We start from the raw sequence: 12459 nt of genomic DNA on the forward strand, positions 1-12459 counted from the left end.
AACCTTTCATTCAGTCGGCCACAAACAAGAGGAGCCTGCCCATTCCAAAGGGGTCAGGCTCCTATATTTTACCCGTTCCATTACGTCCAAGTCTGTCGAACCATAGAAGAAACCGATTGGATTCAATCAGAGCCGATAACGAATGCCTCCAGGAGAATCCATGAACGATCACAAGCAGGATAAGCAGCAGTCCCTGCCACATCGCACTCACAGCCGCAACGGTCCAACAGCCGAAAGCAAAGCCCAGAAGGTTCGCTCCGGTATCCCCGAGCATCAGCTTCCCCCGCAAATCCGGAAGGAATAAAACAACCGCCCCGCAAATGACCGGCAGCATATCGGGCATAAAGGGGTACAGCATTGCCGCCTCATTGGACTTAGCTGCTAACGAAGCGGCTAACAGCAGCAGCAGGATGAAGAACCCTTTCAAGGCACGACCGGGACGTAAATCCAATAAATTGATCGCATTTGCCATCAAGGCTACTAATAAAACCTGCAGGGCCCCCATATACCAAGGTGCCGCCCCTCGGTGCTGCTGCAGCAAATAAACGGCAGGACATGCAGCAAGCAGGATTCCCCCCGCTTTAATAAACCCGGTGCTCAATTGGCCGCGCTTCACCCATAGTCCCCAATGGCCTGCAATCCCCTTCACATTGGTTTTGGCGCCGACAGCATCATCTATAAACCCAAGCAGTGCCACTATGCTGAGGCATGGTGCAAAAGAACGCTCGGGCTCTGGCCATATGGCAGCATCCAAGCCAAAATAAGCTGCAGCAGCAGCCAACGCCGAATGAATGATGACGAGCAGCCATACCAGAAAGCCTCCCGCCGTCGGAAGGGTCACTTGCTCATAATTGGTACAAGTCACCTCATGTTCAGCCAAAAACACACTCAGATAGGACAGCAGCCAGCTGCCAAGCAGCGTCAGCAGGAGGGCATATAGTAAATATTCGGCGGCAATCAATGCCAACGATATGTTTAACATATCGGCTGCCTCCACCGGTTCCAGAGCGTTCCTCCTACCGCACAAAACTGCTTTCCGCGGTGGTACCAGCCCAGTAAATCGCGCCCTGATTCTCTATGGGAAAAAGCAATCGTTTTCTCCTGCACCCGATAACCAAGTTTAATTGCGTCGATCGTGAGTCCGACCTCAACCCCAAAGCCTTCTGCCAATCTGCCGATGCGATCGAGCATCTCACTCTGAACGGCTCTTTGCCCTGATAGCGGGGCTGTGGTTTCAAAGCCGCACAGCCGGTAAACGCCTCGCTTGGCGAGCTGCTTGACAAGCCCGATTCCGCCCTTCGTCTTTGCTTCCGGCAAAACAGCAATGACCATATCACAATCTCCCCGGACCAGCGGTTCGACCAGATCGGTAAAAGCTTCGGCCGTGCTCCCTAAATCGGCGTCAAGAAACACGAGAATTTGTCCTTTTGCCATTTTGCGGCCTGTATTCAGCGCCGTTCCTTTGCCATAGCACTGCGGGTGTTGAACGACCAGATCCGCCCATGGAATCGCCAGCTCGAAGGTAGCATCCCGGCTGCCATCATCTACAACGATAAGCTCTGCTTTGGGAAGGCGGGCACACCCCCTGCGTATGGCACCAAGTGTCTCCTCAATCCGGTTCCCTTCATTCCAGGCAGGAACAATAATAGATATTTCAGGTATCATCACGAGTACTCATCCCCTTCTTGAACCATCCGTCTCGAAACCATGCCCTTAATTTGCAAAATATGCGGGGCAACTGCTTTCTTGCCTTGCTTAAGTCATGATCCCAGCTATCCTCCAGACTGGAATCCGCAGGCTTCAGTGACTGCAGGAATACAATACCCTTCGCATCAATGAGCTTGCTTCCGAGCTTCATTCGGACAAGCAGCGTGCTTCCCATTCCCTGCCGGCCCTTTTGTAAAAAATCAACCATGTGGCTATGAGCGCCAACGATCACAATCCGTTCGCAGCCATGGTCATAAGCAAGAAGCATCGCTACGTCTTCACTGGTCCCGCAGGCCGGCAGGATCCATGCCGGCAGGTCCAGCTGCCGTACCCTGCTCATTCCAGGAGCCTGTCCATCAAGATAGGCGTGGACGACCAGTTCTGCGCCGCATTGTAATGCGTTATCGGACACGCTGTCCATGTCCCCGACGATTAACTCGGGCTTATAGCCGAATTCCAGCAGGGCATCCGCCCCGCCATCAACACCAATCAAAACCGGATCGTGTTTGGCGATAAAATCACGCAGTGCGGTGAGCTCCTGTTTATACTCAGCCCCCCTTACAACAATAAGGACCTGTTTATGTTTTAATTGCGTTTTCAAATGGGTACAAAGCAACGGCTGCAAAATCCATTCTTTTTCCTTATGCGCATAAGCCAATGTATTATCAATAAATGCATGCAGCTGCTTTGGAAAGTTCAGATGTGCTTCCTGATACCGTTGAAGCCAATGCTGCCTTGTAATCCAGGTTACGGGGATCATTTGTTCCAGATCACGAACCATCAGCCCGTTCGGCGTGATGCCAAGCTCCGTTTGTCTTTTAAGAACAGCAAACCAGACGGCCTCGATCTCCAGCACAGGAACTCCGGCTTCCAGCAGCAGAAGACAGCCCGTGGCAGGAACCTTGCCTGTCATCGTTTGACCTGCGTTAATGACAGCCCGTACGTTAGCCTGAAGCAGCCCTTCTGCTGCCAGCTCATCCAAGTCGTCATGCCAAATAATCGCTATGCTACCGGAAGGCATTTGACGAAGCAGCTGCTTGGTTGATTCATGAATCCCAATTTCTCCATAAATCAGGACCGGAATCGGGTCCGGAAATGCTGAAATCATGCCTTTATGAATGGCCATCATTGCACCGCTGCTTTCTATTTGCTCAGATTATAGTATCCCTAGTTTCCCTGCTATTGTTTATTTTTTGTTGGAACGTCCCTTCTCATACATCCAAACTCAAAAAAAAGAAGCCCGGGATTGATTTCCCGGACTCTGCTTACTTTTTATTATCATCATAATAGATCAAACTATTTTTAAACCACGAGGCATACTCGGTCTCAGCAATCGAGGTTCGCACATATTGAAGAACCGCTTCGCTTTCTTCTGCTTTAAAAGCATACCTGCAGTCCATTCCATTAAACATCAGCTGAAGTCTGTTCACAGCCCCATCCTCTCCGGCATCCAACACAATAACATACAGCTCATTCGGTTCATCTACAAAACGACACCCCACGCTGATTTGCAGAAGGCCTGACGGCTCATGAAGCTCCAATTCACAATAGTCAAATTCCATCGTACGGCTTCAACCTTTCCTTGCTTTCCTATTGGTATTATTTTAACGCATAAACCTGTACGAGTCCAAACATACTAGTATCGTTCGAAAATTGATTCGCATTAGAGAGGGGAAGCTGCATTATGACGAACACGAACCAAATCAATAGCCAATACGATTGTGCCGATGCAGGCACGGACCTTCACGAGCTGAAACAGCAGCTGAGTGCACTCCAAGCTGAAGCTGGCCCCCATGCTCCCCAAGCAACAATGGACAAGATCCACCAGCTGAAAAATCAAATTGAGTTCATTAAAAACAAATGTGACATCCATCCTTAAAGTCCTTCTAAGAAACAACAAATCCTCTCATCCGTCAGGCTCTAGAATGAACCTGATGAATAAGAGGATTTTTCTTTGAGAAACGGGTGCTTCCCAATATTATTTACTCATCCTTACCCTTTCACGACACTTTATGCTCAATTCTCAGCTTATCCGCCACCATCGCGATAAATTCGCTATTGGTCGGCTTCGCTTTCGAGATATTAATCGTGTATCCGAACAAATGGCTGATGCTGTCGATGTTGCCGCGCGTCCAGGCGACTTCAATCGCATGGCGGATCGCACGTTCGACGCGGCTTGGCGTCGTTTTATATTTTTCTGCAATCGCCGGATACAGCGTTTTAGTGATTGCACCCAAAATTTCAATATTATTGTAAACCATAGTAATGGCTTCACGCAGATATTGATAGCCTTTGATATGTGCAGGAACTCCAATTTCATGAATAATTGTCGTAATATTGGCATCCAAATTTTTCGTTTTAGGCAGTTGTACGACATTCGCCTTCACGCCGCCCGAACTGGACATAACTGAATTGCTTTGGTTCGTAGAAACAAGCTGCCGTATCCGATTCGTTAGAATCTCCATGTCAAACGGCTTTAATATGTAGTAGGAAGCTCCAAGCTGAACTGCTTTTTGTGTAATGTTCTCTTGGCCGAAGGCAGTCAACATGATGATTTTAGGCTGTGGCTGTAAATCCATCTCCCGTAATTTTTCAAGTACTCCCAGTCCATCCAGATGAGGCATGATGATATCCAGTATTAAAACATCCGGCACCCGATTTCCTTGTTCGATGAGGCGTAGAACATCATTACCGTTATATGCAATGCCTGTTACATGCATATCATCTTGTTCATCGATAAATTCGGAGAGTAAATTCGTAAATTCGCGATTATCATCAGCCAGCAATACTTCAATCGTTTGCAACGTTGCTTCCTCCTTCATATGTTGACAATTAATGATTTAGCATTTTTTACCTAGAATATACTTTCGACAATGCCAACAAAATTCCTTCTGTCGAAAATTATTTTTATGGATTTTTTTAAAGTTTTATTCTATAATAAAATTTTGCTTCAAATATATACATTTTTCGACAAATTCAAAACCCAATCCATTTACACCAAAAAAATAAAAGCTAAAGGCTAGCTTGCCTTCAGCTCTTTGGTTGACCTTAGCATAATCCCCGCATCCTGCAGCATCCACTCAATAAAACAGCCATATCCGCTGGTTGGGTCATTTACAAATACGTGGGTGACTGCTCCAATAACTTTCCCGTGTTGTATGATGGGACTTCCGCTCATGCCCTGTACGATGCCGCCTGTTTTGTCCAGCAATCTAGGGTCTGTAATCTTAATGACCATGCCTTTCGTTGCCGGAAAATCCTGCTTGGCCACATGTACGACTTCAATATCAAACTTCTCTACGTTTTGCCCATTGACCACCGTGTAAATCTGGGCAGGACCTTCTTTAACCTCTTCTGCAAAGGCGACAGGCAGCGCCTCTTTGGTAAAGCTATGATCAGGAAGCTCCCTCATTTTACCGAAAATGCCGAACGGCGTATTTTTCTCAATGTTGCCAAGGACTTTACTTTCTTTTGAAAATTGTGCGCGTTTTTCTCCCGGTTCGCCATTCTGGCTTTTGGAAATGGAAGTCACATTGGAATGAACGATTTCGCCTGATCCCACGACAATAGGTGTTTGAGTATCCATATCGGTAATGACGTGTCCCAATGCTCCATAAACCCCTTGGTCCGGTGCATAAAAAGTAAGAGTCCCAACACCGGCTGCGGAATCCCTGATGTACAATCCAAGACGGTAGGCTTTGTCTACCACATCATAAACAGGATGAATTTGCAGCTCAATCAATTGATTATTCCGATTCAATGTGAGCGTTAGAGCCTTCTTGGCTTCACCCGCTGCCGCTACAAGCTCGGCAACCTTGGAAATATCACTCAATGGTTTTCCGTTAATTTTGACAATCAAATCGCCTAATTGGATTTTGGCATCTTCGCCCGGTGACGTTTTTTTATCCTCTGCAATGGAAACCAAGTGATGACCAACGACAAGGACACCCGCAGATTTCAGCTTGACGCCAATCGTTTGACCACCCGGTATTACTTTCAGGTCGGGGACCACATTGACCTTAACCGTTTTGAGGGGAATGGTGCCGAATAGCTTCAATTTCATTTCCGCTTGTCCGGCTTTGTAGGATTCGAGTGAAATCGGATGATGAAGATCGACTTGAAATGAGTGCCTGGCGGTACCATTAACTTTGAGAATCTCCGGATCATTCACCGTAACCTGTGCCATCACCGGCATAGATAATTGAAGCCTTGTCTGCTGTCCGGTAAACAACCGCAGCTCTTCAGGAAATGAGGCGAAGCTTTGAAAGGGTGTGGATAAGCTGCCTAGACAAACGAAGAAGACGAGCATCAAACCAAGCAATTTTTTTCTTGGGTTAGAACTCACGGTGTCACGCTCCCTTGCTTCCTTTGCTTAACGGTAAATTTCTTTCTTACCGCCGCTTGTGTACCTTTAAGGTAACCCCACGCCCTCGCTTTTATAACTGAAAATGATGCCACGCTTGACTTATTCCATCCTTGATTTCTTCTCATTCGCTAAATCGATCATTTCTTGTGCATGCTCGAGCGTTTTCCCTGTCACCTCGACTCCGCCCAGCATTCGGGCCAATTCACGAATTCGTCCTTCCGCAGTCAAATCATCCACATGCGTATAGGTCCGCTCTCCATCCGTCGATTTATGGATCAAGTAATGGGCATCTGCCATGCACGCCACTTGAGGCAAATGCGTGATGGAGAACACCTGGCAGCTGCGTGACAGCTTGGACATTTTCTCGGCAATCGCTTGAGCGGCGCGTCCGCTGACCCCCGTATCCACTTCATCAAAAACAAGAACAGGAATTTGATCCACTCTGGCGAAAATCGATTTCAATGCAAGCATGACGCGTGAAATCTCACCGCCAGACGCAATCTTGCTCAGACTCCTCAAAGGCTCGCCCGGATTCGCCGAAATAAGAAACTCCACCTGATCAGCACCCTCGGCCGTCCATTGCTCTTCACGATATTGAATATGGACTTTGAATTGCGTTCGTTCCATATGAAGATCGCGAAGCTCCGCGACAATTTCACCTGCCAAGCGCTCGGCCACAAGCTGACGCTGATCGGATAACCGCCGTGCACTCGCTTTTAACTGCGCGATGGCAAGCTCCTCTTCCTTTTGAAGCTCCTGCAGCTTCTCATCCTTATTCTCAATCAAATCCAGCTCGGCCTGAACCTTCGTTAAATATTTCAAAATATCTTCAACGGTATCCCCGTATTTTCTCCGTAAAGTGGTAATTGTATCCAGCCTCTGCTCAATAAAATCCAGCCGCGATGGGTTAAATTCAATATCATCACGATAATCCCGAATTTGATAGGCTGCATCCTCCAGCTGATAAAAAGCATTCTGCGTTTGCTCAACGATGGGAGCGAGCGCTGCATCCAGTGCGGCTATATCCTGAAGCTTCTGCACCGCCTTGCCGATCGCATCCAGACCTTTGTTACCGCTGTACAGTAAATCATAGGCGTCAGCCGCATGCTGAAACAATTTGCCTGCATTGGCTAGCTTGCGCTTTTCTTCATTTAAAGATTCATCTTCGCCTTTAATTAATTTGGCGGAAGTAATTTCCTCAACCTGAAAACGGTACAAATCCAGCATCCGCAATGACTGCTTACTGTTCTCTTCCAGCTCCTTCAGACTTTTGCGAATACGGGTATAGGTATCAAAGGCTTGGGAATATTCCCGCTTTACCGGTGCAATTTGGCTGTCCCCGAACATATCGAGCCACCGAATGTGTTCCTCCACATGAAACAAAGACTGATGCTCATGCTGTCCATGGATGTTCACTAACCAATCGCCCACTTGCTTCAAACCGGATAAGTTCACCAGCTGCCCGTTAATACGGCTGGTGCTTTTTCCTTGAGATGTAATTTCCCGCCGGATAATCAAATGCTCCTCTGTATCGCTTTCAATACCAAGTCCAGCTAAAGTTTCCCATACCGGATGTCCGGAATCGAAATGAAACAGCGCCTCAATCGCCGCCTTGTCACTTCCATAACGAACCAGATCAGCTGAGCTTCTGCCGCCTGCGATTAAAGTCAATGCATCAATAATAATGGATTTCCCTGCACCTGTTTCCCCTGTGAGTACATGAAACCCTTTTCGAAAATGAAGATCTACGGATTCAATTACCGCTAAATTGCGAATCGACATTTCAAGCAGCATCGCTATCTCTCCCGTTAACTCAACATAGACAAAATTTGATTAACTACCGTACCACTTTGCTCCTTCGATCTGCAAATAATAAGGATGGTGTCATCTCCGCAAATGGTCCCCATAATTTCACTCCATTCCAGGCTGTCAATCAACGCACCGATGGCATTTGCCGTGCCGGGCAAGCTTTTCATCACGACCAGATTCTCGGTATAATCGATATGTACAAAATGATCATTGAGCGCCCGCTTCAGGCGATGCATCGGATTGTAACGCTGATCAGCAGGAACCGAGTACTTGTAGCGTCCATCGTCCAAAGGCACCTTCATCAGATGAAGCTCCTTAATATCCCTTGAAATCGTCGCTTGCGTTACCGGAAACCCGGCCGATCGCAATTGTTCCACCAGTTCGTCTTGCGTTTCGATCTCGTTGTTCGTCACGATCTCCCGTATCTTGATATGCCTCTGGCCTTTCATTAGCTACCTCCCGAAAGTTATTACGCTTCTTGATCCAATTCCAATGCAAATGTTAAGACTGCCGCTTTGCCCAGGGCAGTATCCAAATAAATGACACCTGCCGTTCGAGGGTACAGCAGCTGATACACGAGCAGTTGATCGCGAACAGAGCTCCCTGTCATTTCCAATGGCTTCCTGTCTTTGGCCAGCTTGACAGTATACATTTGCCCGTCCCGTTCAACAAAATAATCAATAAATAGTCGGCTTTGCAGCTGGATATCATCGTTTACCGCGATCTCCAGCGGAATCCGCTGTTTGCCCCGAAGCACCGTAAACCCCTGCCGCTCAAGCAAAAGCGTTGCCTCATCTTCAGGTACATCCTCCGGCTGAGGCAGGGGCCGCATATCTTTTTCAAGGGTTGCTTTCATGCGACCCCTTGTGTATAGAAAAAGCCAAGTTCCCAGTACCAACAAGATGAGAAAAATAACGATTCCATCCCCGCTTTGCATGGCCTCTTCACCTCAACCATATATTCGAGACATGTCCTCCATTTCCTTTTCAGGCAGAAATGCTTATGTACCGAAAAAAAACTCATCAGCCTGATGAGTTTTGCAGCTTTTGTGCTTCGCTAACCGCTTCGTGAATCCATTGCTCGATCTGCTGCGCAGGAAATGGCTGCTCTGCAGAATTGCAGCGGAAATACGCCAAAAATTCCACGTTTCCTTCGCCGCCCTTGATCGGAGAAAACGTTAGCCCTTTCAAAATATAACCGCATTCCGCAGCAAAGCTCAGCGTCGTTTCGAGTACTTCGGTATGTACGGCAGGCTCACGAACTACACCTGTTTTGGGAACCTTTTCCCGTCCAGCTTCGAACTGCGGCTTGATTAAGGCAACCACTTCCCCTTCCTCTGCAAGAAGCTCCTTTAAAGGGGGAAGGATCAATTTCAATGAAATAAAGGATACGTCAATCGACGCAAAAGTAGGTGCCGGTCCCTTCAAATCTCCCGGCTGCATAAAGCGAAAATTGGTTCGCTCCATGACATTGACCCGCTCATCGCTGCGAATGGACCAATCCAACTGATTATACCCGACGTCGATCGCATACACATAAGCGGCCCCATTCTGAAGTGCACAGTCTGTAAATCCGCCCGTGGAAGCCCCGATATCCAGCATGTTGACACCCTGGACATCAATCTGGAACTCCTTCAGTGCTTTCTCAAGCTTTAAGCCTCCCCGGCTTACATAGGGATGCAGAGCCCCCTTGACGATAATCCTGGAGCTGCGTGGGATTTTGGTGCCCGCTTTATCCACAGGAACATCGTCCACAAGGACAAGTCCGGCCATAATAGAAGCTTTGGCTTTCTCCCGAGATTCGAAGAACCCTAGATCAACCAAAAGTATATCGAGTCTTTCTTTATCTGATGCCATGAATTAAAACGCTCCTGCCTGCAGTGAGTGTAGCGCTGTCAGCTGAAACAATGATTCCGGCCCTGGAATGATTCCCGGACTCGAAAGAACAATTTCAGTCTTCACAGTTCTCCTCACCGTATTCAAACTATTTATGCGTGCTGCCGTTTACGCGGCACAAGCGACTGCACCTCGGAAACGAGACGTTCGACGGTCAAGCCTACTTCCTTGCGCTGCTCCGGTACGGAACCGTGTTCAACGAAGTAGTCGGGGATCCCGATAATTTTGATTTGAAGTCCGTACACGCCTTGACTTGCGTAAAATTCCAGCACCCCGCTGCCAAAGCCGCCCATTTGCGTTCCTTCCTCCAGGGTGATCATAGGCAGACGCTCTTTCGCCAATTGATGGAGCATTGCATCATCCATTGGTTTAATAAATCTGGCATTCACCACACGCAGCTGAACGCCTTCTTTAGCCAGCAGCTCTGCTGCTTCCATGGCGATGGGAATCATCGGCCCAACAGCCAACACAACCGCGCTGTCTCCCGGCCGCAGCACTTCCCAGCTGCCGATTGGAATCGCTTTAAGCGGCTCCTCCATCGAAACGCCTAGTCCGCTGATACGCGGGTAGCGAACGGCGATGGGACCGTCATCATAGTCTACAGCCGTTTTCATCATATGACGCAGCTCATTTTCATCCTTCGGCATCATCAATGTCATATTAGGAATACTGCGCAAGTAAGCCGTATCGTATACGCCTTGGTGCGTTTCTCCATCCGGACCAACAAAACCGGCACGATCAATTGCGAAGATGACATTCAGGTTCGCACGGCAAATATCATGTACGACCTGATCATAAGCTCTTTGTAAAAAGGTGGAGTATACGGCATACACCGGCTTGACGCCTTCACTTGCCAGGCCAGCGCATAAGGTTGCTGCATGCTGTTCAGCAATCCCGACATCAATCATCCGATTCGGGAACTGCTTGGCAAACTTCAGCAGACCGGATCCTCCGGGCATTGCAGGTGTGACGGCAACGATGCGTGAATCCTTCTCGGCAAGCTCGATCAGCGTATTGCTGAACACGTCCGTATACATTGGAGGCCCGGCGGACTTCAGCATTTGTCCAGATTCAATTTTGTACGGGCTTGCACCATGCCATGCGAAGGAATCTTTCTCCGCAGGTGTGTAGCCTTTGCCCTTCAGCGTGAGAATATGCACCATGACCGGACCTTCGACCTTCTCCGCCTGCTTTAACGTTTCCAGGAGCAAAGGTAAATTATTCCCGTCAATCGGGCCCAAATAAGTAAAGCCCAGTTCCTCAAAAATGACGCCGGAGACCAGCAAATACTTGAGGCTGTCCTTCAGCTTTTCCATTGTTTTCGCCAATGTCCCGCCGATGGCAGGAATTTTTTTGAGCAAATGCTCGACTTCTTCCTTGGCTCTGACATAATGCTTATCCGACCGGATTTTACCAAGGTAATTGTGCATCGCACCGACATTAGGAGCAATGGACATCTCATTATCGTTCAAAATCACCATCAAATTTTTCTTCTCGTGTCCGATGTGATTCAGTGCCTCAAAGGCCATCCCGCCCGTTAAAGCGCCATCACCGATGATGGCTACAACACGGTTGCTTTCTCCCTTCAGGTCCCGGGCCATCGCCATCCCCATAGCCGCGGATAAAGAGGTGCTGCTGTGCCCGGCCTCCCACACATCATGCTCGCTTTCCGAGCGTTTCACGAAACCGCATAAGCCTTTATATTTGCGCAGTGTATCGAATTGATCCTTACGCCCCGTAAACATTTTATGAACATAAGACTGATGTCCCACATCGAAAATAAATTTGTCCTTGGGACTGTCAAAGAGATAATGCAGTGCTATAGTTAGCTCAACGACGCCAAGGTTAGACGAGAGGTGTCCGCCGGTGATCGATAGCTTTTCAACAAGAAACTGTCTGGTCTCTGCGGCCAGTTGCTCTAGTTGCTCCACCGACAGTCGTTTCAAGTCTTCAGGCTGATTGATTTGTTCGAGCAGCACGCTTGTTCCCCCGCTTTCCTTGATTGTTTTTTTTCTTTTTCGGATTGAACCATTTGACCCCTACTTTATCTTGCAAAAAGTAAAAAATTTTCCCGATAAATAATACGATATCGGTGGAATAATGAAGCGCGAACGATTTGCCCATCGCTTTACCGCCAACCGTCATGGCTGAAACCAGTGCCGTAAAGATGACACTGACTGCCGTACGCAGCCATTCGTTATCCCCGCCGATCCCGGACATCAGCTTAATCACTACCAAGGTGCTCGCCGCACCACTGATGACACCGGAAATATCCCCGATCACATCATTGCAAAAATTAGAGAAGCGGTCTGCATTCCGAACAATTTGAATCGCTTGCCGCGAGCCCTTGACCTTCTCGGAAGCCATGGCATGAAACGGAGTTTCATTCGCCGCGGCGGCAGCTAATCCCATCACATCAAAAAATATACCGTTACAAATCAAAAATATAACGATCAGCATGCCGATTCCCCATGGGAATCCTTCGAGCACAGTTGTAGACGTTACCGTAAATACACAAGCCATAATAAAAGTGACAATAGATATAAAAATACTCCATCGTATGGAGTGAATTAACGAAAATTTCATCTATTCTTCAGACGCTCCTGAAATAAGACATCACAAGTAAGTGGAGTGGTAACTTCTTGAGTAAACGCTGTGGCTTAGGTCCAGTAGGTTTTCCCA

The 12459-nt window shown here is 47.9% G+C and carries 13 protein-coding genes; 1 reads left to right on the plus strand and 12 read right to left on the minus strand.

Annotation, left to right across the window (positions count from 1 at the left end):
* Nucleotides 1–61: 61 nt before the first annotated feature.
* The 4 genes from CF651_RS03425 to CF651_RS03440 form a co-directional block, all read right to left on the minus strand.
* Nucleotides 62–982 carry a hypothetical protein gene (locus CF651_RS03425; protein ID WP_094013399.1) on the minus strand — a complete coding sequence of 307 codons (921 nt, stop codon included), beginning with the start codon at nt 980–982 and terminating at the stop codon, nt 62–64.
* Nucleotides 976–1665, minus strand: coding sequence for a glycosyltransferase family 2 protein (locus CF651_RS03430; RefSeq protein ID WP_094013400.1), 690 nt, complete (start codon nt 1663–1665; stop codon nt 976–978). The genes CF651_RS03425 and CF651_RS03430 overlap by 7 nt, the downstream gene beginning before the upstream one ends.
* Complete coding sequence (gene steA / locus CF651_RS03435) at nt 1655–2836, minus strand: putative cytokinetic ring protein SteA (RefSeq protein ID WP_094013401.1); 1182 nt, start codon at nt 2834–2836, stop codon at nt 1655–1657. Before steA ends, CF651_RS03430 begins: the two co-directional genes overlap by 11 nt.
* A gap of 136 nt (nt 2837–2972) precedes the next feature.
* Complete coding sequence (locus tag CF651_RS03440; RefSeq protein WP_094013402.1) at nt 2973–3269, minus strand: hypothetical protein; 297 nt, start codon at nt 3267–3269, stop codon at nt 2973–2975.
* 122 nt (nt 3270–3391) lie between these two features.
* On the opposite strand from CF651_RS03440, the gene CF651_RS03445 reads away from it, so the two are divergent.
* Nucleotides 3392–3586 (plus strand): hypothetical protein, encoded by a 195-nt coding sequence (locus CF651_RS03445; protein ID WP_094013403.1) that lies wholly within the window; start codon nt 3392–3394, stop codon nt 3584–3586.
* A 121-nt stretch (nt 3587–3707) separates the two neighbouring features.
* On the opposite strand, the gene spo0A is transcribed toward CF651_RS03445, so the two are convergent.
* The 8 genes from spo0A to CF651_RS03485 form a co-directional block, all read right to left on the minus strand.
* A complete protein-coding gene (gene spo0A, locus CF651_RS03450; protein WP_094013404.1) occupies nt 3708–4511 on the minus strand; it encodes a sporulation transcription factor Spo0A in 804 nt (267 codons plus the stop codon).
* Between the two features lie 215 nt (nt 4512–4726).
* On the minus strand, nt 4727–6052 hold the full coding sequence (spoIVB, locus tag CF651_RS03455) for a SpoIVB peptidase (protein ID WP_245855653.1): 1326 nt from the start codon (nt 6050–6052) through the stop codon (nt 4727–4729).
* 120 nt (nt 6053–6172) lie between these two features.
* A complete protein-coding gene (recN, locus tag CF651_RS03460) occupies nt 6173–7867 on the minus strand; it encodes a DNA repair protein RecN (protein ID WP_094013405.1) in 1695 nt (564 codons plus the stop codon).
* A gap of 14 nt (nt 7868–7881) precedes the next feature.
* Nucleotides 7882–8331, minus strand: coding sequence for a transcriptional regulator AhrC/ArgR (gene ahrC, locus CF651_RS03465; protein WP_094013406.1), 450 nt, complete (start codon nt 8329–8331; stop codon nt 7882–7884).
* 20 nt (nt 8332–8351) lie between these two features.
* On the minus strand, nt 8352–8738 hold the full coding sequence (locus CF651_RS03470; RefSeq protein ID WP_245855655.1) for a hypothetical protein: 387 nt from the start codon (nt 8736–8738) through the stop codon (nt 8352–8354).
* A gap of 166 nt (nt 8739–8904) precedes the next feature.
* The gene (locus CF651_RS03475) at nt 8905–9738 is read right to left on the minus strand and encodes a TlyA family RNA methyltransferase (protein ID WP_094013408.1); all 834 of its coding nucleotides are present in this window, start codon (nt 9736–9738) and stop codon (nt 8905–8907) included.
* 131 nt (nt 9739–9869) lie between these two features.
* Nucleotides 9870–11756, minus strand: coding sequence for a 1-deoxy-D-xylulose-5-phosphate synthase (dxs, locus tag CF651_RS03480; RefSeq protein WP_094013409.1), 1887 nt, complete (start codon nt 11754–11756; stop codon nt 9870–9872).
* Nucleotides 11728–12363, minus strand: a complete 636-nt coding sequence (locus tag CF651_RS03485; protein WP_094013410.1) for a CNNM domain-containing protein — start codon at nt 12361–12363, stop codon at nt 11728–11730. The genes dxs and CF651_RS03485 overlap by 29 nt, the downstream gene beginning before the upstream one ends.
* Nucleotides 12364–12459 lie beyond the last annotated feature (96 nt).

Source organism: Paenibacillus rigui, from assembly GCF_002234615.1.
GTDB classification, from domain to species: domain Bacteria; phylum Bacillota; class Bacilli; order Paenibacillales; family NBRC-103111; genus Paenibacillus_S; species Paenibacillus_S rigui.

Coding starts and splice junctions, on each gene's coding strand:
- CF651_RS03425 (WP_094013399.1), bottom strand. CDS start 982: ATGTTAAACATATCGTTGGCATTGATTGCCGCCGAATATTTACTATAT.
- CF651_RS03430 (WP_094013400.1), bottom strand. CDS start 1,665: ATGATACCTGAAATATCTATTATTGTTCCTGCCTGGAATGAAGGGAAC.
- steA (WP_094013401.1), bottom strand. CDS start 2,836: ATGATGGCCATTCATAAAGGCATGATTTCAGCATTTCCGGACCCGATT.
- CF651_RS03440 (WP_094013402.1), bottom strand. CDS start 3,269: ATGGAATTTGACTATTGTGAATTGGAGCTTCATGAGCCGTCAGGCCTT.
- CF651_RS03445 (WP_094013403.1), top strand. CDS start 3,392: ATGACGAACACGAACCAAATCAATAGCCAATACGATTGTGCCGATGCA.
- recN (WP_094013405.1), bottom strand. CDS start 7,867: ATGCTGCTTGAAATGTCGATTCGCAATTTAGCGGTAATTGAATCCGTA.
- ahrC (WP_094013406.1), bottom strand. CDS start 8,331: ATGAAAGGCCAGAGGCATATCAAGATACGGGAGATCGTGACGAACAAC.
- CF651_RS03470 (WP_245855655.1), bottom strand. CDS start 8,738: ATGAAAGCAACCCTTGAAAAAGATATGCGGCCCCTGCCTCAGCCGGAG.
- CF651_RS03475 (WP_094013408.1), bottom strand. CDS start 9,738: ATGGCATCAGATAAAGAAAGACTCGATATACTTTTGGTTGATCTAGGG.
- CF651_RS03485 (WP_094013410.1), bottom strand. CDS start 12,363: ATGAAATTTTCGTTAATTCACTCCATACGATGGAGTATTTTTATATCT.